Genomic DNA, 24,082 nt, shown 5'->3' on the forward strand with positions numbered 1-24,082 from the left:
GAAACTCGTGGAATTTTCAGAGTTGCGGTGCTACAATCAGCTTTGGCTTGTTTTTTTCTGCAATCGTCAGGGGGAATCCAGCCGGCAAACAGAAGAGAGATAGATAGGTGGGGATTACTTTGTTCAAAAAATGGACGGGCGTGCTGCTCGCCACGGCGTTGGTCAGCCCGATGGCAGCATTGGCCCAAGGGCCTGCGCAAACCGCCCAGGCTCCCGCGGATGGGACCGGAGGCGCGGAAGCCGTACAACCGGCGGACCAGGTCTTGACGAATGGCATCGTCTACACGGTGGACCGCAACCGCAACTTCGCCGAGGCTGTAGCGATTCGCGGCGACAAGATCGTCTACGTCGGCAGCGACGAGGATGCGAGAAAGTACGTCGGAAAGAATACCAAGGTCACCGACTTGCAGGGCAAGATGGTGCTCCCGGGCTTCATCGACAGCCACACCCATGCGAGCAAGACGACCGGGCTGATCTACTCGATCGACTTGTTCGACGGCGGTTCCATGGAGGAGTACGTCGCAATCATCAAGGAATTTGTCAAAGCCCATCCGCAGGAGCCATCGCTGCAAGGGCGGGGCTGGAGCAATCCGGTAGCGCCGGGGATCGGGCCGCGCAAGGAAGTGCTCGATGAGATCGACGCGAAGACGCCGATTGCCTTGACGTCCGATGACGGGCACTCCCTTTGGGTGAACTCGGCAGCCCTCGCGCTGGCTGGGATCACCAAAGAAACCCCGAATCCGGAGGGCGGCATCATCGAGCGCGATCCGAAAACGGGCGAGCCGTCCGGGACGCTGCGGGAAAAGGCGATGGACCTCGTCCTGAAAAAAATCGGGGGCTATACGGTTCAGCAGTACAAATCCGGAATCGAAGAGTACCAGCGCAGGGCGGTGGAACGCGGCGTCACGACGGTGCGCGATCCGGACATGCTGCGCTATCCGAACGTGCTGGAGGCGTACGAAGAGCTGGCCAAGGAAAACAAGCTCACCATCCGCTTCCGCAACGCCGTGACGGCCAATCCGGACAAAGGACCGGAGCAGATCGCCGAGTTCGTGAAAATCAGGGAGCGGGATCAGTACCCGCTGTTCCAGGTAAACGCCGTGAAAATTTTCATGGACGGCGTGGTCGAGGGAGCGACCGCCTATCTGGAAAAGCCGTATGAGCACAAGGAAACAAACGGGGAATTGATCTGGGACGTGGACAACTACAACAAGACGGCGGCTGCGGCTGACAAAGCCGGCTTCCAGCTGCACGTCCATTCCATCGGGGACGCTTCCACCCGCATCGCGCTGGACGGCATGGAATACGCACAAAAGCAAAACGGTGCGCACGACGCCCGCCACTCGCTCGTCCATTTGCAGCTCGTCAATCCGCAGGACATCGAGCGCTTCCAAAAACTCGGAGCGGTCGGCATCGTCCAGCCGTTCTGGTTCATGCAGGAGGACGGTTACTACGACGAAATCGAGGTGCCGTATCTGGGTGAGGAACGGGCCAAGAAAGAGTACCCGATGAAGAGCTTTTTGAACAAAGGAATTCACATCGCCTCCTCCAGCGATTACATCGTGACGCCGGAGTTCAATCCGCTGCACGGGATTCAGCAAGGGATCACGCGGATTGCGGAAGGCGAGACCGACCCGGGGAAAATCGCAAATCCGGATGAACGGGCGACGCTGCCGGACATGATCGCCAGCTTCACCATTGACGGAGCGTACGCCAACCACGTAGAGGACATCACGGGATCGCTAGAGCCAGGAAAAAAAGCGGACTTGGTCGTGCTGGAACAAAACCTGTTCGCGATCCCTGCGGCGAAAATCAAAGATGTGAAGGTGCTCCTCACGATGGTGGAAGGAAAAGAAGTCTACCATTCCCAGAAGGAAACCAAAAAATAAGGAACGCGGATAGCATGGGTGCTCCAAAAGCCGGACAAGCGGCTTTTTGGAGCCCTTTTTTTGTTCCCGGATCGACCTTGTTATGGGATTGTATGGGAGAAACTGCTTTCACGTATGACATTTGTCATATCCTCCTCCTGACGTTTATGACTACATGAAATAGTCAGTATTTTCTACACTATAAGTGAAATGAAACAACGTTCGACAATAATTGATAGATCGTCCCAACGTACGCGTCCGAACGAGGAGGAATATTGATGTCCCGACACACCATAGCCCAACTGAAAAAAGAGGTCGCTCCTTTTGAAAAAACGGATACGAAAGCGAGTATCCGCCAGCTGATCAATACGCTTGGCCCGCTCCTGCTGCTGTGGTATGCCGCCTATTTGTGTCTGTCCGTCTCATACTGGCTCACCCTTCCCTTGACGATTGTCGCTGCGGGATTTACCGTTCGCACCTTTATCCTGTTTCACGACTGCTGCCATCAGTCGTTTTTCAACAGCCGGCTGGCCAATGACATCCTCGGCAACATCACCGGCGTCCTGACCTTGTGCCCGTATGAACAGTGGAAAAACAGCCATGCGATCCATCACGCCACGAGCAGCAACCTCGACAAGCGCGGAGTGGGCGACATCTGGATGATGACCGTCCAGGAATATCTGGAAGCGCCGCTGTGGCAGCGCATCGCGTACCGGATCTACCGCCATCCGCTCTCCCTGTTCATCTTGGGCCCTACGTACGTGTTTGTCCTGCAGTACCGGTTCAACCGCAAAGGAGCGAAACGCAAGGAACGTCTGAACACCTATTTGACGAATGTCCTGATCGTCGGCCTGTATGCGCTCCTGATCGAAGCGGTTGGCTGGCAAGCGTTTTTGCTGGTGCAAGGACCGATCTTTTTCGTATCCGGTCTGCTCGGCGTCTGGCTGTTTTACGTCCAGCACACGTTTGAAGACTCCTACTTTGAAGAGGAATCCGAGTGGAGCTACGTGAAAGCGGCAGTCGAAGGCAGCTCCTACTACCAGCTGCCGAAAGTGCTGCAGTGGATCACGGGAAACATCGGCTTTCATCACGTGCATCACTTGAGTCCGAAAGTCCCCAACTACTATCTGGAGGAGGCCCACAACACGGCGAAGCCGCTTCAAAAGGCGACGACGATCACGCTGGCGACCAGCCTGAGATCGCTGCGCTTCCGCCTGTGGGACGAAGCGAACAAAAGATTCGTCGGATTTCAAGAGATTCGCCGCCCCGCCTCAGTAGCGGAAGCACTGAACGAGTCTCTGCCGCTGACAAGAACGAGCTTGGAAGGAAAATAACCCTGCCATTCCCCCGCCGCTTCCGCTACACTTAGCGTAAGCGGCGTTTTTAAAAAGGTGGGCTCCCATGCAAAAGTGGTATCAAATTCTCCATAAAAACACAGGACTCAGCCCGTACGTCTGGGTGGTCTTTTACATTCTTCCGTTTTACTTCATCTTCCGGTCCTCCTCCACCATGGAGGTGGCGATCGGGATCGTCATGATCTTGATGTTTTTCGTCTGTTACGTGCTTGCCTTTCTCTCCAAAGGCTGGCTTGTCTACTTTTGGACCGGCTTGCAGATCGTGATCTCGATCACCATGACCCTCTTGTTCGGCTACGTGTACTTCTCGCTGTTTCTGGCGTTTTTTATTGGGCACATCCAAAACAAGATCGGATTCTTTACCTTGTACACGATTCATCTGATCAGCACGGTGGTGACAGTCAATGTCGGCCTGATCACAAGAAATCCCGAGGTTGTGGGCCAGCTGCCGTTTGTGCTCGTCAGTCTCATCGCTGTCATTCTCCTGCCTGTCACGACGTACAACTGGAACAAGCGGGAAAAGCTGCAGGGTCAGCTCGAGGATGCCAACAAACGGATTTCCGAGCTGGTGAAGCTGGAGGAGCGGCAGCGCATCGCCCGCGATTTGCACGATACGCTCGGGCAAAAGCTGTCGCTCATCGGGCTCAAAAGCGACCTGTCGTCCAAGCTGATCAGCAAAGATCCCATCCGGGCCAAGCAGGAGCTGGAGGAAATTCGCCAGACCGCCCGGATTGCTCTCAAGGAAGTGCGGGAAATGGTCACGCAGATGCGCGGCACACGGCTGGAGGATGAGCTGCTGCGAATCCGGCAGATCACGAAAGCGGCGGAGATCGACTTCGTTCTCGAGGGAGATCCGGTTCTGCAAGACACTTCGCTGATGGCGGAAAACGTCCTCAGCATGTGCCTGAAGGAAGCCGTCACGAATGTCGTGAAGCACAGCAGCGCGAAGACGTGCTCTGTCGTCATCGAGCCGGCGCGCACCGATCTGGTGCTGAAGGTCAGAGACGACGGGATCGGCATGGCTGCGGAATGCGCGTACATCCGAGGCAACGGACTGCGGGGCATGAAAGAACGGCTCGAATTCGTAAACGGCAGCATGGACATCGAATCAGGCCAGAGCGGAACGACTGTCATCATCAAAGTGCCAAATGTCTTCAAACAAACAGAAAAGGAGGCGGGGCTATGATTCGCATCGTCATCGCCGAGGACCAGCGCATGCTGCTGGGGGCTTTGGCTTCCCTGCTCGATTTGGAAGAGGATATGAAGGTCGTCGGACGGGCGAGCAACGGGGAGGATGCTGTCAAACTCGTGCATCAGCACCAGCCGGACATTTGCATCATGGACATCGAGATGCCGGTCAAAAGCGGTCTCGAAGCCGCCGAAGAACTAAAGGGAAGCGGCTGCAAAGTGATGATCCTCACGACGTTTGCCCGCCCCGGCTACTTCGAACGCGCGCTAAAGGCCGGAGCCAACGCATACCTGCTCAAGGACAGTCCGAGCGAGGAGCTCGCCAGCTCGATCCGCAGCGTCATGGCAGGGCGCCGCATCTACGCTCCTGAGCTGGTGGACGAGGCGTATGGACAGGAAAATCCGTTGACTGAGCGGGAAAAGGAAGTGCTGGAGCTGATCGCCGACGGAAAAAATACCAAGGAAATTGCCAGCCAGCTCTTTCTTACCACGGGTACCGTCCGCAACTACATCTCCGTGATTCTCGACAAGCTGGGAGTCAGCAACCGCATTGAGGCGATCACGCATTTCAAGGAAAAGGGATGGTTTAAATGACCATTTTCTTTCGTTTTTAGCAGAGGAGTAGTTAGGGATAATGTATTGCAGAAATAACGGAGGTTCCTGGGACCGGTTTCCTTCCGCCACCCGTCAGATTCGCTTCGTTGCAGCTGCAATAATGTACTATATACCATTTATGTTGAGGTGTAATTTATGGGAGAAGACATCGAAAGGAGTTTTCTTCATGAATATTACATCTTTTTTACTTTACTGTATTGTTGTTACTTTTACACCAGGCCCCACTAATATCGTTATTTTATCCACCGTGCATCATTCGGGGACAAAAAAGGCAATGGAGTATACGTACGGAGCAACGATTGCTTTTGGTTTGTTGCTTGTTATTTCTGCTATGCTGAATACGATGCTAATCACGATCATTCCTAAAGTGATATTTGTTATGCAGATAATCGGAAGTCTTTATATGTTCTATCTCGCTTATCAAATTTACAATATGGATGCCTCAAAGCCAATCGTAAACCAATCAGCTACTTTTCTGTCAGGCTTCCTTATGCAGTTTTTAAATCCAAAGGTAGTACTATTTACAATGACTGTCATTCCTAGCTTTATTATGCCCCGCGATGCCGCGATGCCTGTGGTTACCATAAGTGTTATCGCGATCACTCTGATTGGATTTTTGGCATTTATTACATGGGTCCTTTTCGGCACTATCTTCAGGGAGTTTTTACAAAATCATAGAAAGACAGTTAATGGAATGATGGCATTATTTCTCGTTTATGCTGCCATCATGATCTGGATGTAGGCAAGCAATGAAGAGGTGAATGAAATGGAGAAATTTATCTACAAAAAATCGGCAGGGATTACTGCGTTGTCAGCAAGCTTTATCGATTTTACGTATAAAAAGCACTCTCATCAGGAGTATGCAGTCGGTGTAACATTGCGTGGTATTCAAAAGTATAACTTGGATGGCAGTTTACAATTGTCCTATCAAAATGGCGTTATGCTTTTTAATCCGGAACAAGCACATGACGGAATGGCACATGACGAGACAGGTCTTGATTATGTAATGCTCTATATTGAGCCACAATTGCTTTTAGAAGCTGCCCAGAAAAAGGATATCGTTCGTTTTACTACCCCTATTGTATATGATTATCGACTTGAGCAAAGAATCGTAAGTCTTGCCGATGCGATATTAAGCGATAAAAATGAGGCTTTGTGCACTGAATTACTCCTCTCCCTGACAGATCACCTTGTTCAAACGAATCTTTCTACAGGAGATAAGAAAGATAACGATCTGCTTAGAAAAGCAAAGGAGATGATTCACAGCAACTTGGATCATGTCCTTAAACTTGACGATATATGCAGAGAGATTCAATTGTCGAAGTTTCAGTTTATCAGATTTTTCAAGGCTCATACTGGAATTTCACCATACCAGTATTATCTTAACTGCAAAATAGAACGTGCAAAGCGGTTAATAGAAAAGAATAGAGATATTTATTCAGCAGTAGCCGAATGTGGCTTTGTTGATTTAACCCATTTAAATAAGCACTTCAAAAGCGTATATGGAACAACAGCCTTTGAATATATGTCCCATTTAAATTGAGGAGGTGTTTTTACAATGGATTTTGATACGAAGCTTGCAGTTATCCTCAAAGAGGACCTTTTCCCATGGCAAAAACTAAATGTTACGGCATTTTTAATGAGTGGAATCGGCGGCACACAGCCTATTATCGGTGAGCCTTATGTTGATGGCGATGGAGTCTCTTATTTGCCGATGTCACAGCAACCAATCATGATTTATTCCGCGAATGGGGACGAGTTGAAAGAGATCCTGCAAAAGGCTCTTCGTAAAGACGTTGCGATGACGATCTATACCGATGAAATCTTCAAGACATATCATGATGAGGACAATCGTGCAAAAGTTGCGGAGTATAAAACGAACGACTTAAACCTTGTTGGTATTGGCATGTTCGGCAAGAAAAATCATGTCAGCAGACTGACAAAAGGACTTCGTCTACATGAGTAGATACATGTAAAAAAACAGTCAAACACCATGTAAAAGTGTTTGACTGTTTTTTTGTATATGATCTGTCCACTACCCAGCAATATCCAGCTTTTCGGACTTCGCTGCTGCCTTGTTGCCCCCGATAAAAGAAAAAACATCGGCCCATTTTTGTTCGATTCGTCCAGCAACGTATAAAAATAGCATTAAACCAAGCATTCCTGCGGCCACAGACAACGGTATGTATAAATGATGGCTGGAATGCGAGAAGAATGGAATGAGCGAGACACCTACGATAGGCGGCGCATTCCACTTGAATTTATTGATCAGCCAAATGGTAAGTAGTACGTTGATAAATATCATGATGGAACTAGGATAGATAAAAAACAGAAGGGTTCCTATGACTGATGAGATGAACGCTCCCAACGTAATTCTGCTAATTTCTGAAAAAGGGAATGAACGCGAGATGAAAAATAGGCTGAATGCCCCCAATGTAGGAAAAAATAATGTATCCAGAAAGGAAACATGCAAAGAAAGCCAATAGATGATCATGATATACACACAAGCAACAACGATTTTAAAATTCATGTACACGACTCAACCCCAATTAACCATCTCTCACAGGTACTCTGCGCACCCGGTACATTCTATTTTGTTTCATGGGCGCTGTCAATGATCACATTGGAGCATATTGTTTCCGGGGGAGTACAAAAAAGGCCTCTTTGCGCCGTTCACACTCCCCGCTCTGCAAAGCGTTGCACCCGGATCGGGTGCATTTGTTTTTGTCCGCACTCCTTCTTGTGGAAACAATCAAAGCAATCGGCTGTGAATCCGGCTACTGATCGAGAAGCACATTCCCACCGGGGCCCTTCTCCGCCGACCGGGCTATTCTGCCACAAGTCTTGCAATCGCTTGCACGATCACATATGATCGAATTGAGAGTTGGAAGTGATCAATTTCTGATTATTTTTGATTTATTATTGATCGAAAATGATCAATCTTGTATGATTTTACTCAAGAGGAGATCGATAAGGATGGCAACCGAACGCGAAAAGGAAATTCTGAATTTTCTGGGTAAAAAATCTCCCCTGACTGTGGAAGAGCTGGCAGCCTCTCTGCACGTTTCCGAGGTCACTGTCCGCAGGGACCTCACCGCAATGGAAAGGCAAGGGCTGATCGTCCGCAAAAGAGGGGGAGCTTCCCTGCCCGAGCTGGGCTTCGAGCCGATGTTCAACCAGCGGCAAAAGAAAAATATCGAGCTCAAGCAAGCGATCGCCAAATACGCCGCAAGCATGATCCAGGAGGGCGAGGTAATCGCGCTGGATGTCGGAACGACGACGGCCGAGCTGGCAAGAGAGCTGGCGAAGCGCTCCGGTATCACGGTGTTTACCTCCTGCATTCAGGTCGCGTCGATCCTCGCCAAGAGCAATCTCCAGGTCTACATGATCGGCGGGTTGATCCGCAAAAGCGAGATGTCGATGGTCGGCAGCATCGCCCAGGAGACGATCCTGAAATTCAATTTCGACCGCTTCTATCTGGGGATCGCCGGCATCAGCCAGGATGCGGGGCCGACGGATTACAGCATCGAAGAGACGGAGATCAAAAGGGCGTTCATCCAACGTTCCAAAGAGGTCGTCGCTCTGGTCGACCGGACCAAATTCGGCGAGTCTTCGCTTATCAAGGTGTGCGAAGCGGAGAGAATCGATGAAGTGATCACAAACGGAGGGGACTTCGGCGGTCCACACCCGGAAGCCCATTTTCGCGGGAAAATCACGTACGTCTGATCACTGGGCGTCATTGGGGAGCGATCATCTTACTGCGAGGAGTGTGAAGGACGTGGCCTATGTCCTCGGAATCGACATCGGCACCTACGAGTCCAAAGGAGCGCTGACAGACGAGACAGGAAGGCTGCTTGTGAGCGAGTCGGTGCCGCACCGCTTGGAAATGCCCCAAAAAGGATGGGCCGAGCATGACGCGGAGCAGACCTGGTGGCATGATTTTACGTATCTGAGCAAGGCCATTACGCGGCAGGCGGCTGACCAGTACGGGATTCGGCCAAAGGAGATCAAAGCCGTGGGGGTCAGCTCGATCGCCCCTGCGGTCGTGCCGGTAGATGCCCAGGGGCAGCCGCTGCGCAAAGCGATCCTGTACGGGGTGGATACGCGTACCCAAAAGCAGGTCGCCGAGCTGAACGAGCGGCTCGGGGCGGAGCGGATCTTCCAGGTGTCCGCACAGGCATTGTCAGCCCAGTCTGCGGGACCGAAAATACTGTGGATCCGGCAGGAGGAGCCGCAAGTGTATGAGCGAACGGCCACGTTCCTCTGCGGCTCCGGCTACCTGGTCCACAAGCTGACGGGGGAGCGGATTATCGACCGCTATACAGCCGCCTCTTACGCTCCGCTCTTCGATATCCACAGGCTGAGCTGGAGCGGGGAGCTCGGCGGCAGCGTGTGCGAGCTGGACAAATTGCCGCGTCTTCTCTGGAGCCATGAAATCGCAGGGGAAGTGACGGAACAAGCGGCGGCGCAGACGGGTCTCGCTCAGGGTACCAAGGTGATCGCGGGTACGGCGGATGCCCTCGCGGAGGCAATCAGTGTCGGCGCGGTGCATACGGGCGATCTGATGCTGATGTACGGGAGCTCTACCTTTTTCATTCTGCTGTCTCCACGTCTGCCCCACACCCAGACGCTGTGGGCCAATTTGCACGCCGTCCCGGGAATGCACACGGTTACAGGCGGCACCGCTACAGCGGGTTCGCTCACCCGCTGGTTCATCGATCAATGGCTTTCGGTTCCAGGCCACAGTCGTATGACCGTAGACGAAGCGTACACCCATGCGACAATGCAGGCACAACAGAGCCCTCCCGGCGCAAACGGACTGCTCACCCTGCCTTATTTTAGCGGCGAGCGGACGCCCATCCATCACGCGACGGCAAAAGGTGTGCTGTTCGGGCTGACCCTGCAGCACACGCAAGCGGACATGTACCGCTCGATTCTGGAAGGCATCTCGCTTTCCATCCGCCACAACCTGGATGAGATCAAGAGCTTGCAGATGCCGATCCACAGGGCCATCGCCGTCGGTGGAGGCGTCAGGAACCGCCTCTGGCTGCAGAGCGTGAGCGACATTTGTCAGGTCACTCAGGCCATCCCGGAAATCACGCTGGGGGCCGCCTACGGAAACGCCTTTTTGGCTGCCTTGGGGCTCGGCTGGTACCGCGATCTTGCGGACATGGAGCGCTGGGTGAAAATCAGGGAGGAGATTGTACCGAGGCAGGAGCATCTGGCTTTATACGAGCACCGTTACGAGCTGTATCGGCGGCTTTACCGGCAAACGCGGGATCTGATGGACGAGTTGGCATGAACGTTACCGAAGACGACGGGGGAGACGACGATGAATTCTGATTTTTCGAAAATGAAGGAAATCTTGCGGGGTTTGACCTCTTGCTTGGCTCTGCCGGGCTACGAGGATTCCGTCATCCGCTATGTGAAGGAGCATCTGTCGAACAAGGCCCAGGACGTTCAAGTAGATCCCCTGGGGAATGTAATCGCACGCATGAATCGCTCGCAGGCGGAAAATCCGTATCGAGTGATGGTGTTCGCCCATATGGACGAGCTGGGGCTGGTCGTGAACAAGGTGGAGGAGGACGGGTTTTTGCGCCTGGAGCGCGTCGGCGGGATACCGGAGAAAAGCCTCGCGGGAACGACCCTCCTCATCGAAACCGGCGGGCGGCAATGGAACGGCATCGTGGGCACCAAATCGCACCATGTCACCCGCCCGGAGGAAAAGTACAAGGTGCTTCCCGTGAGCGAGATTTATGCCGACTTCGGCTTTCGCAGCAAGCAGGAGGTGCTGGACGCGGGCATCTCTCCCGGTACGCCGGTAGGCTACGCGCGGCAGTTTTTTTCCAACGGCTCGATCGTGTTCGGCAATGCGCTGGACAACCGCGTCGGCTGTCTGGCGCTGCTGGAGCTGGCTGACCGGATCGACGCCGCACAGCTGCCCTGCGAGCTGTACCTGGTCTTTTCCGTCCAGGAAGAGTTCAACCTGCGTGGGGTGCTGCCGGCCGTGCGAAAAGTGAACCCGCACCTGGCCATTACCCTCGACATCACCATCGCTGCGGATACTCCCGACCTGAAAGGCGGTCCGGACATACGGCTGGGAGGGGGACCGAGCATCGGCATGTACACGTTTCACGGCAGAGGAACGCTGGGCGGGCTGATTCCCAATCCAAAGCTGGTCAAACAAATCCAGCAGGTCGCGAGGGAAAACGACATTCCGCTTCAGCAAGCGGTGTTCATGGGAATCTTGACGGACGCCTCGTTTAGCCAGCTGGAGAATGACGGCATCCCCATGGTCGATCTCGGCTATCCGGCCAGGTACACGCACGCACCGGTCGAAGCGGTCGATCTGCGCGATGTGGAGCAGCTCGTTTGCCTGCTGGAAAGGCTGCTGCCTGCGTGCGATCACAATCTCGACCTCACCCGTGGGTAAGCGTACTACAAATTGGAGGAGTGGAGTCCTGCTATGACTTGGTTAAAAGACGTAATCGGTACGGAAAAAGCGATCATCGCGATGTGCCACTTGTTGCCGCTGCCCGGCGATCCTTACTTTGAAAAAGACAAAGGGATGGACTACGTGGTAGAAATGGCTCGGAAGGACCTGCGCGCCCTTCAGGAAGGCGGAGTGGACGCCGTGATGTTTTCCAACGAGTTCAGCCTTCCGTACCTGACCGATGTGAAGACGGAGACGGTGGCCGCGATGGCGAGAATCATCGGGGAGATCAAGGGCGACATCAAGATCCCGTTTGGAGTGAACGTGCTGTGGGACGCGAAAAAATCGCTTGACCTTGCAGTGGCCACCGGTGCCCAGTTTGTGCGTGAAATTTTCACCGGTGTGTATGCCAGCGACTTCGGGATCTGGAACACCAACGTCGGCGAGACTGTGCGGCACCAGTATCGGATCGGAGGGGAGGGTGTGAAGCTGCTCTTCAATATCGTCCCGGAAGCGGCGAAGTACATGGCGGAGCGGGACATCGAAACCGTCGCGAAGTCCACCGTGTTCAACAACCGGCCGGATGCCTTGTGCGTCTCCGGGCTGACGGCGGGCACCGAGACCGATTCGCAAATCTTGAAGCGGGTAAAGGATGCCGTGCCGGATACGGTCGTCCTGGCGAATACCGGGGTCAGGCTGGCCAATCTGGAACAGCAGCTGTCAATCGCAGACGGAGCGGTTGTCGGCACGACGTTCAAATACGACGGAAAATTCGAAAATCACGTGGAGCAAGACCGGGTCCGCGTATTCATGGACAAGGTCAAGGCGTTTCGCGAGCGGTAGTCCAACACATGCAGCTGTCATTTTCCAACCAAAAGAAAAAGGGAGGTCCAAAGTCCATGAACAGACAGAAACGGAATGGGACGCTGGCATGCTTGATGCTGGCTGTACTGCTGCTCTTCCTTACGGCATGCAGTGGCGGTGGGGCAGGCTCGCAGAATGGAGCGGGGACACAGCCGCAGGGACAGCAGGATCAGCAGGGCCAAGGGCAACAGGCGGGCGGCAAAAAGTACAAAATCGCCACGGTGGTCAAATTGACCGGCGTCGCCTGGTTTGACCGTATGAATGAAGGCATCAAGAAATTTGGGGAGGACACCGGCCACGAGACGTTCATGCAAGGTCCGCAAAAGGCTGACGCCGCCTTGCAGGTACAGATTATCGAGGACCTGATCGCGCAGAAGGTAGACGCAATCACCGTCGTACCGTTCTCTGCCGAAGCGCTCGAGCCGGTACTGAAAAAGGCAAGGGAGAAAGGCATCGTCGTCATCACGCACGAAGCCGATGGTTTCCAGAATACCGACTTCAACATCGAGGCGTTCGACAACCTGGATTACGGAGCATTTTTGATGGACAACCTGGCGAAGGCGATGGGCGAGCAGGGCGAATACATGACGACAGTCGGGAGTCTGACGACCAAGTCGCACATGCAGTGGGAAGAGGGAGCCTACAAGCGCCAGCAGGAAAAATACCCGAACATGAAAGCGGTCGCGCGCAAGCTGGAGACGAACGACGACCAGAAGACCGCGAGCGAAAAGTTCCGCGAGACGCTGAAGGCGTATCCCAATCTGAAGGGCTTCCAGGGTGCATCCGGGAATGACGCTGCGGGGGCGGCGCTGGCAGTCGAAGAGATGGGACTGCAAGGGAAAGTCAGCGTCGTGGGCACGAGCGTCCCGTCCGTCAGCAAGCAGTATCTGGAGAGCGGCGCGATGAGCATGATCGGATTCTGGGATCCGGCCGACGCCGGATACGTCATGAACAGGCTGGCGGTCATGGTGCTGGACGGCAAGAAGGACGAGATCAAGGAAGGCGCCGATCTTGGAGTGAAAGGCTACGAGCACATCAAGGTGGTAGACGGAAAGTATCTGTTCGGCAGCGCCTGGGTAGGCGTCGGCAAGGACAATATGAACGAGTACAACTTCTAAATCCGAGCGCGAAAGCAGAAAGGGTGAACCGCAATCATGCCGCTCATGCAATTGTCGGGAATCAGCAAGTCATTTGCCGGAGTGCAAGCCCTGAAAGACGTCAGCATCGAGCTTGATTACGGAGAGATCCACTGTTTGGCCGGAGAGAATGGTTGCGGGAAATCCACCCTGATCAAGGTCATGTCCGGCGTTCATGCGCCGGACTGTGGCGAGATGCTGATTCACGGACAGAAACGCACTTTTCACAGTCCGATCGATGCGATCAACGAAGGGATTCAAGTCATTTATCAGGATTTTTCCATCTTTCCAAACCTGTCTGTCGCGGAAAACATCGCGCTGGGGACGGAGCTGGCTCATGGCAAAAAGCTCGTCAACTGGCGCCGGATGAGGCGGATGGCCAAGCAGGCGCTGGAGAAGGTGAACGTGGGACTGGATCTGGATGCCAAAGTCGAGACGCTGTCCGTCGCTGACAAGCAGCTCATCGCCATCTCCCGGGCGCTGATGCACAACGCCAGGCTGATCATCATGGATGAGCCGACGACTGCCTTGACGCAAAGAGAAGTCAGGGCGCTGTTTTCGGTCATCAGCGGCTTGAGGCGGGAAGGAATCTCGATTCTGTTTGTCAGCCACAAGCTGGAAGAGGTCTTCGAGATTTCCGAGAGGATCACGATCCTGCGAAACGGCCAAAATGTGGTGTCGGAGCCGGCCGGCCGGTTGGATCGCGACAAGCTCGTCTTTTACATGACGGGCAGGCAGATCGCAGAAAGCAGCTACGAGATCAAAGAGGAAGAGACAGTGCCGGTCTTGCAAACGGAGAACCTGGGATTGCAAGGGTGCTTTGAACATATTTCCATGCAGATCAGAGCGGGAGAAATCGTGGGATTGACAGGACTCTTGGGCTCGGGGCGCACCGAGCTGGCCGAAGCGCTCTTTGGCCTGCGGCCTGCGACGAGCGGGAAGATTTTCATCGACGGTACGGAGAGGCAAATTCGTACCGTCCAAGACGCCATCCAGCAAAAAATGGCCTACGTCCCGGAAGACCGGCTGACGGAAGGTCTGTTTCTGGAGCAATCGATCGAACGGAACATGGTGATCAGCGTCGTGGATCGCCTGGCCAACCGCTGGCGCACGATCGATGCAGACAAAGCGAAAGCGACGGTCCGAGACTGGATTGCGACCCTGGGCATCGCGACGCATTCGCCTGCCCTGCCCGTCAAGACGCTTTCCGGTGGGAATCAGCAGCGCGTCGTCCTGGCCAAATGGCTGGCGACCGAGCCGCGCCTGCTCATTCTGAACGGACCGACCGTCGGGGTGGACATCGGGTCCAAAGAAGACATTCATCAAGTTGTTCGGAGCTTGGCGAAGGAAGGGATGGCCGTGCTGATGATTTCCGACGATCTTACCGAACTGAGGCAAAACTGCAATCGGGTGCTGGTGATGAAAAAGGGGCGACTGGTCGGGGAAATGGCGGGAAAAGCCTTGACCCAGGAGGAGTGGACGAGGCTCCAGGAAGCGACGTAGACGTGGGGCCAGCGAAGGAAAAGAGGTGTACATCCACAGATGAAAAAGGTAGTGCAGACCAGTGAGTTTTACGTGGCGGTCGTCGTCCTCGCGCTGTTCCTCGTCATCGGCAGCCAAAACGAAGCGTTTTTTACCACCGCCAACCTGTTCGATTTGATTCGCAGCGGCGTCGTTCCCGGCATATTTGTCATGTGCGCGATGCTGGTGATCATTTCAGGGGGAATCGACGTCTCCTTTCCGGCTATCGCGACCTTCAGCATGTTCAGTGCGACGAAGATTCTCCATTCCATCCAGTACGACGGTCCCGTGATCGCGGCCTTCCTTTTGTCCGGTCTGATCGGGCTGTGCCTGGGGATCATCAACGCCGTCTTCATTTCGCTGTTTCGCTTGCCCACGCTGATCGTCACTTTGGGGACCTCCTCCATGTTCAGCGGGTTTCTCCTGACGTTCGTCGGCAGCAGCCAGATCAGTGATTTGCCCCGGTCCTTGCTGGCGTTTTCCAAGGAGCAGATTTTCAAATTTACAAACGAGAGCGGTATCACGGTGGGACTTCCCGCTGCGGTGCTGATCACGCTCGGAGTGATTGTATCCGTAGCTATGCTCTTGCGGTATACGATGATCGGCAGAGGGATCTACGCGCTTGGGGGCGATGCCGTGTCCGCAGAGCGCATAGGCTTTTCCCCGGTTCGCCTCCAGTTTTTCATTTACAGCTTGGTCGGCCTTTTGGCGGGGATCGCGGGCATGATTCACACGACGATGATGCGAAACTCCAATCCGGTCGATTTGCTGGGGACGGAGCTTTTGATCATCGCAGCAGTCGTGCTGGGCGGGACCCGCATCACGGGCGGACATGGGACGGTGCTCGGATCGCTGCTCGGGCTGATTCTCGTCGTCACGATCCAAAACAGCCTGATCCTGCTGGGGATCCCCTCCTACTGGCAGCGATTTGTCATCGGCGCATTGATTTTGATCGGGACCGGCGTGGCGGCCTATCAGGTAAAGAGGTCGATCATGAGGCGGAAGTCGATCATAACGTGACCACAGGAGGAGGCCTTGTATGACAAAAATCGAAGGAAACCATCCCCAACCGTCCATGCCGAAACGCCCCCTGATGCTTGCCCTGACACGCTATTTGCCGCAGGAGGCCAGCGCGAGACGGCTGTTTCTAATCATGGTAGCGGTCTTTGCCTTGATGGCGGCAGTCAGTCCGGGTACGTTTCTGTCCCTGGACAGCTTTACCTCGATGGCGTTCCAGTTTCCCGTGTTCGGCATTTTTGCGCTGGCGATGATGCTCACGATGATTTCCGGGGGGATCGACCTGTCCATCGTAGGAATCGCCAACCTGACTTCGATCACAGCCGCCTCAGTGATGGCACGGCTGCTGCCCGCCGAGGCGACTGCAGGCGAGAGCGCAGCTTTCATAGGGCTGGCAATGCTGGCGGCACTCGCTGTGGGACTCGTGTGCGGACTGTTCAACGGCTTTGCCGTCACGAAGATCGGGATTCCGCCCATTCTGGTGACATTAGGGACGATGCAGCTCTACATGGGAACAGCCATCGTCTTCACAAAAGGGCAAGCGATCGTCGGCCTTCCCGAGCTCTACACGGCGATCGGCAACGGAAGCGTGTGGATCATTCCTGTACCGCTGCTGATATTCGGCTTGTGCACCTGGGCTGCGTATTTCCTGCTGAACAAACAGTCGTACGGCTTGAAGCTGCAAATGCTGGGCGCAAATCCGACCGCTTCCGCATACGCAGGAGTGAACAACACACGTGTGCTGCTCAGGACGTACGCCCTCAGCGGCATGCTCGCCGCAATCGCTGGCCTGGTCATCGTCGCGCAGACGAATTCGGCCAAGGCGGACTACGGGACATCGTACATCCTGCAGGCGATCCTGGTGGCCGTCATGGGCGGCGTCGACCCCAAAGGCGGCTTCGGGAAAGTCTCGGGGATCGTCATGGCGGTCCTGACGCTGCAATTTTTGTCGAGCGGCCTGAACGCCTTGCACGTGGGCAATTTCTTCAAAGACTTCATGTGGGGAATTGTGCTCCTCGCCGTCATGGTCATCAACGAATGGAGCAATCGCAGAAAGGCCAGGAGACTTGTGTAATCAATCAAACCGTTTGAGGAGCCATCCTTCGTCTGGAATCGACGGAGTAGATGGCTCCTTTTTGCCGAGGCATGCTGCTTTCCTATCCATTTGCTTTCCCGTATACCCTTCATGCCAATCGTTTCGCTGACAGACAGGAAAAGAGTGGTGTTAGATTTTTGTTGAACGAACGGAGATGGATAGGGTAATGTATACGTATCATTAAGTGCTTATTTTTGATAGATAAACGTTGATGGAAAATGGCTTCGCAGGATGATGTCTTCATCTGTGGAGCCATATTTTCTGTTCTGCAGGTGTTGAGCCGGTGCTGCTCTCTTGCTTAAGCATAGTCATTTTAAAAAATGAAACTAGGATGATGGTCCAATGAACATTTTACTTGTGGAAGATGACAAAACCATTGCGTCTGGACTCGAATATTCTCTGCAGCAAGATCAGTTTTCCACGGTTCTTTGCCATGACGTCGCATCTGCGAAAAGAGTTTTAGCCGAGAAGATGGATCAGTTTGATTTATGTCTGTTCGATTTATCACTCCCGGATGGAAGCGGGTATGAACTATGTAAAATGGTGAAGCAGCGAAGCGATATGCCCGTTATTTTTTTGACAGCCGTTGATGATGAAGTCAATGTTGTGATGGGACTGGATATGGGAGCGGACGACTATATTACGAAGCCTTTTCGAATTCGCGAGCTGCTCTCCCGGATTAAATCCGTATTGCGCAGATATCACAAGCAGCCGCAGGCCAAGGTTGTCATCGAAATCGATCCGATCCGCATCCATACGCTTGAAGGAAAAGTATACAAGCACGGCATTGAAATTCCATTGACGGCTTTGGAGTACCGCTTGTTGCTGATCTTCGCCAACCATCCCGGGCAGATACTCTCCCGAAATCAGCTTTTGGAACAAATTTGGGATGTGGCAGGGGACTTCGTCAACGACAATTCGTTAACCGTTTATATGAAAAGGCTGAGGGAAAAGCTGGAGGATGATCCGAAGGCTCCAACGATCATTAAAACCGTACGCGGTTTCGGGTATAAGGTCGGTGAGTAGCATGATGCGCAATCGCGAGATCCGCCTCGTACTCTTGGTGATGTGTACGATCAGTCTGGTTTTGCTTGTAGTCGCGGCTTTTTTTTCGCTTGCTGCCGTCGTCCTCGTCCTACTTTCTTCGATTTTACTCATTGGATGCAGTCTCCTTTCTGCGAGATGGAGATATCAGGAGATTGAAAAGCTATCGGGCTATGTGCGGCGAATTAGCGGTGGTGATTATACCCTTGATGTACGCGATAATCGTGAAGGGGAACTCAGTATTTTGAAAAATACGATTTATAAAGTAACAGTCATGCTTTCGGAGCAAAGCGCCCTTTTGCATAAAGACAAGATCCATCTGACAGATGCGATTTCGGACATCTCGCATCAGCTAAAGGCACCTTTGACCTCGATGATGGTCATGGCGGATTTGGTAGATGACGCCAAACTGCCGGATGCGAAACGAAGGGAATTTACACGCAATATTCGCATTCAGCTCGAACGGCTGGATTGGCTTGTTTCTTCGTTATTAAAGCTTTCAAAAATTGATGCAGACGCCGTACCGTTCAGGAAAGAGCAAGTCATGGTGGCAGGACTCATTGAAAAAGCCATGCAGCCCGTGCTCATTCCAATCGACATCAAAGGCCAAACGATTTCGATAACGGGCGAAGACAGCGTCTCGTTTCTAGGCGATCTGAGCTGGACAACGGAAGCGGTCCTCAATATTTTAAAAAACGCTGTGGAACATACGCAAGAAGGCGGAACCATCGCGATTTCTTTTTCGGAGAACCCGCTGTATACGGAGATTATGATCAAAGATAACGGGAAAGGCATCCCCAGGGATGAGCTCCCTTTCATTTTCAAGCGTTTTTACAAAGGAAAGAGTGCAGGAGAGAGCAGCAGCGGCATCGGTCTCTCGATGGCCCACAGCATCATCACGAAGCAAAATGGAGATATAGAAGTTCAGAGTGATATTCATGAGGGAACTGCGTTTCGGATTCGCTTCTACAAGCAATTCATCTAGCCAGGGCTAAGTGACGGGATTGTCACTTTCCAGTCACTGTAAAGTCACTTCGGACAGATATACTACATCCATCAGCAAAAGTATGGAGGCTTCCGTATGGAAATTCTGAAGATCGAACATCTGTCAAAAGTGTTTGGAAAAGGTGACACGGCAGTAAAAGCGCTCGATGACGTATCCTTCTCAGTGAACAAAGGGGAGTTCGTTGCTATCGTCGGCCCGTCCGGTTCGGGGAAATCGACACTATTACATTTGTTGGGCGGGGTAGACCGGCCAACGAGCGGAAAAGTATTTGTGGACAGTACGGACATGTATAGTCTGAATGAAACGCAGCTGGCTATTTTCCGGCGGAGACAAATCGGTTTGATTTATCAGTTCTACAATCTGCTTCCGATTTTAACGGTGGAAGAAAACATGCAGTTGCCGCTCTTGCTGGATGAGCACAAGGTGGATCAGAAGCTGTTTGACGATCTGGTGAAGACGTTGGATTTACAAAATCGCTTACATCATCTGCCCAACCAGCTCTCCGGCGGACAGCAGCAGCGGGTCTCGATAGGAAGAGCGTTGATGAATCAGCCCGCGATCATACTGGCTGATGAGCCAACCGGTAATTTGGACAGCAAAAACAGCAGCGAAATCATTGACTTGTTGAAAATGTTCAACAAAACCTATCATCAGACGTTGATTATGATTACCCATGATGAGCGAATTGCTTTGCAGGCGGATCGCATTATCGCGATTGAAGATGGAAGGATTGCGAGAGATGAGGTCATTCGACCATGAATATCATCCATAAGCTAACGCTCAGACATTTAATGAAAAATAAGAAACAAACGCTAGTGACGATTATGGGAGTCATTATTTCCGTGGCGATGGTAACGGCTGTGATCACGCTAGGTTCGTCTTTTTTGACGCTGATGCAAAAGGAATCGATCAAAGACAGTGGAGAATGGCATGTCCTTTACAGGGGCGTAAACAAAGAGCAGTTAGACGCGATCAAGCGGGACGATGCAACCAAACAACTCATGATTTCAAAGGAACGCGGCTATGCCTGGCTGCCGGGAAGTCAAAATGTCAACAAGCCCTATTTGTTTATCAAAGCGTATAATGCCCAGGGCTTCGCAAACTTCCCGATTGAATTGAGCGAAGGGCGGCTTCCAGAGCGAGCGGATGAGATTGTTCTCTCGGATGCGATCGCCACAAACGCCAAAGTCGCGTATCGGATCGGGGATCACGTAACCCTCGAGGTTGGACAGCGCCATAATCAAGCTGACCCAAGCGATACGAATCTGTCCCAAAATGACCAATTGCGATCTAGCGCCGGTGCGAGTGTCGAAACCTTAGTTGATACAACCGCCGAGACGTATACCGTTGTCGGGTTTATCAAACGCCCTACGTGGGAGCAGACGTGGGCGCCGGGATATACGGCTCTTACATACGTAGATGAGCACAGTTTGGACGCAAGCAAGACTGTTGACGTGAGCGTTGTCGTGAAGAACATCGATCGCACTATATATGATCATGCCAATGACTTGGCAGAGAAAAACAGCATCAGCTCGTTTAAAACGAATGACTCGCTGCTCCGTTATTATGGTGTGATGGGTGGGGGATTGGGCCAAACTTACAACTCGTTATTACTCATTGTTATGCTGGTGATTGTTGTCGGCTCTGTTTCGTTAATCTACAATGCTTTTGCGATTTCCGTCTCGGAGCGTTCCCGATATTTAGGAATGCTCTCAAGTGTCGGAGCAACGAGACGGCAGAAGCGAAATTCGGTATTTTTTGAGGGAGCAGTGATTGGCGTCATTAGCATTCCCTTGGGTGTCATCTGCGGCATGCTTGGAATCGGCATTACATTTCGCTTCATAAACCCGATCCTTGAGGATGCGATGGGTGTCACTGAAAAGCTGACGTTGGTCGTCACGCCTTTATCGATTGCACTCGCCTGTCTGGTCTCGATCATCACGATCTTCATATCTACGTATGTTCCAGCGCAAAGGGCTTCGAAAATCTCCGCCATCGATGCCATTCGGCAAACTGCGGATATTAAGCTCACCAGTAAAGCATTGAAAACCTCGAAGCTGGTCAAACGGATATTCGGCGTAGAAGCGGAGATCGGCTTGAAAAATTTGAAAAGAAACAAACGCAGATATTACGCTACTGTTTTTTCGCTTGTCATCAGCATCGTGCTGTTTCTGGCTGTTTCCTTTTTCACTTCCAACCTGCAGAAATCCCTTGATATTTCACAAAACGGCTATAACTATGACATCGCCATCTACACAATCGGTGATGGGGCAGCGTTGGAGGACGAACAATGGGTAAGAACGATCACATCGTTGGAAAATGTCACGGAATCGAATCTGATGAAACAAATGAATGGCAGCTTCGTGTGGCTTGCTGAAGAGGCTGTTTCGGAAAATGCAAAGCCGTATTTGTACCAGGAACATAACTTGTATAAATACAATATACGTGTAAACAGCATGCACGAAGATAAACTGAAAGCGTATGCCAAACAGGTTGGCGTAGAGTATACGAAGCTGACGAATCCGGATCAGCCGACCGCCATATTGATTGATACCATGACGTTCCTAGATGAAAAAGGTAAATTTGTCGAGACGAGAGTCAATGGGAAAGTCGGGGAAAAGCTGGATCTCGTCTCCGAAGATGCTAAGCAGCAAGCGGTCAACAAGGTGGAGCTGGCAGCAGTGACTGACCAATTTCCTATGGGAATAACACCATCAGATAGCATGCTTCAAGTGAATCTTGTCGTGTCCGAGCCCGTCTTCGAGCAGCTCCTGAAAAAAAGCGTCTTCGTTTCCTCTTATTCGGGACTCTACCTGAAAAGCAAGGAGCCTTTGAAAACCCAGCAAGATATTGAGGAAATGCAAAAGGATGTAACCGTCATGAACCTGTTTCAAGAGAGGCAGCGCTCTGAACGAAAAATTTTGTTTATGTCTGTCTTTGTGTATGGCTTCGTAGCATTAATTACCGCGGTTTCGATAGCGAATATATTCAACACGATTTCGACGAGCATTGCCCTTCGCCTTCGAGAATTCGCGATGCTAAGGTCGGTTGGAATGACCCCGAGCAGCTTTCATAAAATGATCAACTATGAAAGTATCTTTTATGGGATCAAGGCGTTGGCTTACGGCCTTCCGATCAGCGTAGGGATTATGGTGTTGATCTACCGTTCCTTCATGAATAGTTTTTCGTACGAATTCGCATTGCCTTGGACTAGCATGTTGTATGTGATTGTCGCTGTATTTGCTATCGTAGGCTTGTCCATGTCCTACGCGAGCATAAAAGTGAAGAAAGCAAACATCATTGACGCTTTGAAACAGGAGAATTTATGAGTCTTCGCAAAAATATCGTCCGCCGGTGCCCTGCTATGGCTGTGGGAAAGCCGGAATAATGTACGTTCGCCTACGTGACGTCTCCCCATGGGTTCATATAATGTAGGGTACCTTCCCGCTCGAGAGTCACATCATGGATGAAGGAGAGAGCGACCGTGGCAATTGGACAAATGACGAGGGTCAGCCTGCCCTACCCGACGACATGGGATATTCAGGCCAGCTTTGGCGGCAGGCCGACCACGCTTGGGACATTGAGCATCCAGGGTGTCACGCACAACCAGCTGATCGGCTCGGTGAACTTCCGGGGGACGCCGCTAGCCATCCGGGGAACGTGGAATGAAGCGGCGAGGCAGATCGCTTTCGATTCTCCCTTCGCCAGCTTTGCCGGGACGATGTTTTTCAGGGACGATCCCCAGATTCAGCTGCGGCATTACGTATTGCAGGGGCAAGTGCGGATGAAGCCGCCTTCCATACGGGCGGGAGAGACAGGGACGTGGACGGCTACCACTCACGTCCGGATGCGTTAGCAAAAGAGGTCTTGTCCAGAAATGGATAGGGCCTTTTTGCCGTCCGGTTTTCCGCCCGGATGGATGAAAGCAACCGATTGGGAAAACCTGAAAAAGAGCGTTCAACGGGAAGGAGAGGAAAGCGTGGAACCGATACGGCAACAACATGTCACGCTGCACGGCTTCAACAATCTGACCAAGTCCTTGAGCTTCAATATGTACGACATCTGCTACACGAAGACGAGGGCGGAGCGGGAAGCCTATCTGGATTACATAGACGAACAGTACAATGCTGACCGGCTGACCGCCATCCTGAAGACCGTGTCCGACATCATCGGGGCGCACGTCCTGAATATCGCGAAGCAGGACTATGTGCCGCAAGGGGCGAGCGTCACCTTTCTCGTGTCCGAGGGACCGGTCGTGGAAGTTCCAAGGGAATCGTACGAGGAGTCTCCCGGCCCCCTGCCGGACTCGGTGGTCATGCAGCTGGACAAAAGCCACATCACCGTGCACACGTATCCGGAATACCATCCGGATGAAGAAATCAGCACGTTTCGGGCGGATATCGACGTCTCGACCTGCGGAGAGATCTCTCCGCTCAAAGCGTTGAATTATTTGATCCACTCGTTTGATACGGACATCATGACGATCGATTACCGGGTCCGCGGCTTCACCCGGGACATCACCGGCAACAAGCTGTTCATCGACCACGACATCAGCTCGATCCAAAACTACATCCCGGACGAGGTCATCGATCTGTACGACATGATCGACGTCAATGTCTACCAGGAACACATTTTTCATACCAAGTGCAAGCTGAAGCAGTTCGATTTGAACAATTACCTGTTCGGCTATACGAAAGACAAACTGACGCCAGAGGAGCAGCGGGACATCACCGAGCGGCTGCGTCTGGAGATGGATGAAATTTACTACGGAAAGAACATCATACGGTAAGCGGCGGTCATCTCGACAAAGACGCACTGCGGGTCCACGGAATCGCGGTGCTGTTGTCGTGCAGAATGGGGGAAAGAGGTGCGCGCAGAAGAAAGGAGCGCAAAGAAAAAGGAGCGGATGAAATCTCGCTCCTTTTTTCGAGCACGGGCA

The 24,082-nt window shown here is 52.6% G+C and carries 22 protein-coding genes; 21 read left to right on the plus strand and 1 reads right to left on the minus strand.

All coding sequences use genetic code 11. The annotated features are described in order from the left end of the window. The first annotated feature begins 170 nt into the window (after window positions 1–170). From RGB73_RS04780 to RGB73_RS04810, 7 genes are all read left to right on the plus strand, one after another. Window positions 171–1,889: an amidohydrolase gene (locus RGB73_RS04780; RefSeq protein WP_396136199.1), complete on the plus strand. Its 1,719-nt coding sequence runs from the start codon at window positions 171–173 to the stop codon at window positions 1,887–1,889. 257 nt (window positions 1,890–2,146) lie between these two features. After that, entirely contained in the window at window positions 2,147–3,202 is a 1,056-nt protein-coding gene (gene desA, locus RGB73_RS04785; RefSeq protein ID WP_310769633.1) for a Delta(5) desaturase DesA, read from the plus strand. A 67-nt stretch (window positions 3,203–3,269) separates the two neighbouring features. Next, on the plus strand, window positions 3,270–4,409 hold the full coding sequence (locus RGB73_RS04790) for a sensor histidine kinase (RefSeq protein ID WP_310769635.1): 1,140 nt from the start codon (window positions 3,270–3,272) through the stop codon (window positions 4,407–4,409). After that, the gene (locus tag RGB73_RS04795; protein WP_310769637.1) at window positions 4,406–5,005 is read left to right on the plus strand and encodes a response regulator transcription factor; all 600 of its coding nucleotides are present in this window, start codon (window positions 4,406–4,408) and stop codon (window positions 5,003–5,005) included. Before RGB73_RS04790 ends, RGB73_RS04795 begins: the two co-directional genes overlap by 4 nt. A 187-nt stretch (window positions 5,006–5,192) precedes the next feature. Continuing rightward, entirely contained in the window at window positions 5,193–5,768 is a 576-nt protein-coding gene (locus RGB73_RS04800; protein WP_310769639.1) for a LysE family translocator, read from the plus strand. A gap of 24 nt (window positions 5,769–5,792) precedes the next feature. Beyond that, complete coding sequence (locus tag RGB73_RS04805; protein ID WP_310769641.1) at window positions 5,793–6,569, plus strand: AraC family transcriptional regulator; 777 nt, start codon at window positions 5,793–5,795, stop codon at window positions 6,567–6,569. A 15-nt stretch (window positions 6,570–6,584) separates the two neighbouring features. Next, a complete protein-coding gene (locus RGB73_RS04810) occupies window positions 6,585–6,992 on the plus strand; it encodes a DUF2000 domain-containing protein (RefSeq protein ID WP_310769643.1) in 408 nt (135 codons plus the stop codon). Between the two features lie 69 nt (window positions 6,993–7,061). On the opposite strand, the gene RGB73_RS04815 is transcribed toward RGB73_RS04810, so the two are convergent. After that, window positions 7,062–7,556: an HPP family protein gene (locus tag RGB73_RS04815; protein WP_310769645.1), complete on the minus strand. Its 495-nt coding sequence runs from the start codon at window positions 7,554–7,556 to the stop codon at window positions 7,062–7,064. A gap of 446 nt (window positions 7,557–8,002) precedes the next feature. Between RGB73_RS04815 and RGB73_RS04820 the strand changes: the two genes are divergently transcribed. The 14 genes from RGB73_RS04820 to speD all read left to right on the plus strand — a co-directional run bounded on the left by RGB73_RS04820 (window position 8,003) and on the right by speD (window position 23,932). Further along, complete coding sequence (locus RGB73_RS04820) at window positions 8,003–8,752, plus strand: DeoR/GlpR family DNA-binding transcription regulator (protein ID WP_310769648.1); 750 nt, start codon at window positions 8,003–8,005, stop codon at window positions 8,750–8,752. 52 nt (window positions 8,753–8,804) lie between these two features. Next, window positions 8,805–10,328, plus strand: a complete 1,524-nt coding sequence (locus RGB73_RS04825; RefSeq protein WP_310769649.1) for an FGGY-family carbohydrate kinase — start codon at window positions 8,805–8,807, stop codon at window positions 10,326–10,328. Window positions 10,329–10,358: 30 nt separating this feature from the next. Continuing rightward, window positions 10,359–11,459 carry a M42 family metallopeptidase gene (locus RGB73_RS04830; protein WP_310769651.1) on the plus strand — a complete coding sequence of 367 codons (1,101 nt, stop codon included), beginning with the start codon at window positions 10,359–10,361 and terminating at the stop codon, window positions 11,457–11,459. Window positions 11,460–11,492: 33 nt separating this feature from the next. Further along, the gene (locus RGB73_RS04835; RefSeq protein ID WP_310769652.1) at window positions 11,493–12,302 is read left to right on the plus strand and encodes a BtpA/SgcQ family protein; all 810 of its coding nucleotides are present in this window, start codon (window positions 11,493–11,495) and stop codon (window positions 12,300–12,302) included. Between the two features lie 56 nt (window positions 12,303–12,358). Further along, window positions 12,359–13,441 (plus strand): autoinducer 2 ABC transporter substrate-binding protein, encoded by a 1,083-nt coding sequence (locus RGB73_RS04840; protein ID WP_310769654.1) that lies wholly within the window; start codon window positions 12,359–12,361, stop codon window positions 13,439–13,441. A 36-nt stretch (window positions 13,442–13,477) separates the two neighbouring features. Then, window positions 13,478–14,962 (plus strand): sugar ABC transporter ATP-binding protein, encoded by a 1,485-nt coding sequence (locus RGB73_RS04845; protein WP_310769656.1) that lies wholly within the window; start codon window positions 13,478–13,480, stop codon window positions 14,960–14,962. Between the two features lie 39 nt (window positions 14,963–15,001). Further along, a complete protein-coding gene (locus RGB73_RS04850; RefSeq protein WP_310769658.1) occupies window positions 15,002–16,000 on the plus strand; it encodes an ABC transporter permease in 999 nt (332 codons plus the stop codon). A gap of 19 nt (window positions 16,001–16,019) precedes the next feature. Then, on the plus strand, window positions 16,020–17,072 hold the full coding sequence (locus RGB73_RS04855; RefSeq protein WP_310769660.1) for an ABC transporter permease: 1,053 nt from the start codon (window positions 16,020–16,022) through the stop codon (window positions 17,070–17,072). 363 nt (window positions 17,073–17,435) lie between these two features. Further along, a complete protein-coding gene (locus RGB73_RS04860) occupies window positions 17,436–18,119 on the plus strand; it encodes a response regulator transcription factor (protein WP_310769662.1) in 684 nt (227 codons plus the stop codon). 1 nt (window position 18,120) lies between these two features. Beyond that, on the plus strand, window positions 18,121–19,122 hold the full coding sequence (locus RGB73_RS04865) for a sensor histidine kinase (protein WP_310774136.1): 1,002 nt from the start codon (window positions 18,121–18,123) through the stop codon (window positions 19,120–19,122). A 96-nt stretch (window positions 19,123–19,218) separates the two neighbouring features. Further along, the gene (locus RGB73_RS04870) at window positions 19,219–19,902 is read left to right on the plus strand and encodes an ABC transporter ATP-binding protein (RefSeq protein WP_310769664.1); all 684 of its coding nucleotides are present in this window, start codon (window positions 19,219–19,221) and stop codon (window positions 19,900–19,902) included. Beyond that, window positions 19,899–22,472 carry an ABC transporter permease gene (locus tag RGB73_RS04875; RefSeq protein WP_310769666.1) on the plus strand — a complete coding sequence of 858 codons (2,574 nt, stop codon included), beginning with the start codon at window positions 19,899–19,901 and terminating at the stop codon, window positions 22,470–22,472. Before RGB73_RS04870 ends, RGB73_RS04875 begins: the two co-directional genes overlap by 4 nt. A 155-nt stretch (window positions 22,473–22,627) precedes the next feature. Further along, entirely contained in the window at window positions 22,628–22,999 is a 372-nt protein-coding gene (locus RGB73_RS04880; protein ID WP_310769668.1) for a hypothetical protein, read from the plus strand. A gap of 123 nt (window positions 23,000–23,122) precedes the next feature. After that, window positions 23,123–23,932 (plus strand): adenosylmethionine decarboxylase, encoded by an 810-nt coding sequence (gene speD / locus RGB73_RS04885; RefSeq protein ID WP_310769670.1) that lies wholly within the window; start codon window positions 23,123–23,125, stop codon window positions 23,930–23,932. The last annotated feature ends 150 nt before the right edge of the window (window positions 23,933–24,082 follow it).

The sequence above is a fragment of the Brevibacillus brevis genome (genome assembly GCF_031583145.1).
Taxonomy (GTDB): Bacteria; Bacillota; Bacilli; order Brevibacillales; family Brevibacillaceae; genus Brevibacillus; species Brevibacillus brevis_E.

Bases quoted from the DNA above. Each gene is read 5' to 3' on its own strand.
- RGB73_RS04810 (WP_310769643.1), top strand. From the start codon at position 6,585: ATGGATTTTGATACGAAGCTTGCAGTTATCCTCAAAGAGGACCTTTTC.
- RGB73_RS04870 (WP_310769664.1), top strand. From the start codon at position 19,219: ATGGAAATTCTGAAGATCGAACATCTGTCAAAAGTGTTTGGAAAAGGT.
- RGB73_RS04820 (WP_310769648.1), top strand. From the start codon at position 8,003: ATGGCAACCGAACGCGAAAAGGAAATTCTGAATTTTCTGGGTAAAAAA.
- RGB73_RS04840 (WP_310769654.1), top strand. From the start codon at position 12,359: ATGAACAGACAGAAACGGAATGGGACGCTGGCATGCTTGATGCTGGCT.
- desA (WP_310769633.1), top strand. From the start codon at position 2,147: ATGTCCCGACACACCATAGCCCAACTGAAAAAAGAGGTCGCTCCTTTT.
- RGB73_RS04800 (WP_310769639.1), top strand. From the start codon at position 5,193: ATGAATATTACATCTTTTTTACTTTACTGTATTGTTGTTACTTTTACA.
- RGB73_RS04790 (WP_310769635.1), top strand. From the start codon at position 3,270: ATGCAAAAGTGGTATCAAATTCTCCATAAAAACACAGGACTCAGCCCG.
- RGB73_RS04815 (WP_310769645.1), bottom strand. From the start codon at position 7,556: ATGAATTTTAAAATCGTTGTTGCTTGTGTGTATATCATGATCATCTAT.
- RGB73_RS04835 (WP_310769652.1), top strand. From the start codon at position 11,493: ATGACTTGGTTAAAAGACGTAATCGGTACGGAAAAAGCGATCATCGCG.
- RGB73_RS04850 (WP_310769658.1), top strand. From the start codon at position 15,002: ATGAAAAAGGTAGTGCAGACCAGTGAGTTTTACGTGGCGGTCGTCGTC.
- RGB73_RS04860 (WP_310769662.1), top strand. From the start codon at position 17,436: ATGAACATTTTACTTGTGGAAGATGACAAAACCATTGCGTCTGGACTC.
- RGB73_RS04845 (WP_310769656.1), top strand. From the start codon at position 13,478: ATGCCGCTCATGCAATTGTCGGGAATCAGCAAGTCATTTGCCGGAGTG.
- RGB73_RS04805 (WP_310769641.1), top strand. From the start codon at position 5,793: ATGGAGAAATTTATCTACAAAAAATCGGCAGGGATTACTGCGTTGTCA.
- RGB73_RS04795 (WP_310769637.1), top strand. From the start codon at position 4,406: ATGATTCGCATCGTCATCGCCGAGGACCAGCGCATGCTGCTGGGGGCT.
- RGB73_RS04875 (WP_310769666.1), top strand. From the start codon at position 19,899: ATGAATATCATCCATAAGCTAACGCTCAGACATTTAATGAAAAATAAG.
- RGB73_RS04855 (WP_310769660.1), top strand. From the start codon at position 16,020: ATGACAAAAATCGAAGGAAACCATCCCCAACCGTCCATGCCGAAACGC.
- RGB73_RS04830 (WP_310769651.1), top strand. From the start codon at position 10,359: ATGAATTCTGATTTTTCGAAAATGAAGGAAATCTTGCGGGGTTTGACC.
- RGB73_RS04865 (WP_310774136.1), top strand. From the start codon at position 18,121: ATGATGCGCAATCGCGAGATCCGCCTCGTACTCTTGGTGATGTGTACG.
- RGB73_RS04780 (WP_396136199.1), top strand. From the start codon at position 171: ATGGCAGCATTGGCCCAAGGGCCTGCGCAAACCGCCCAGGCTCCCGCG.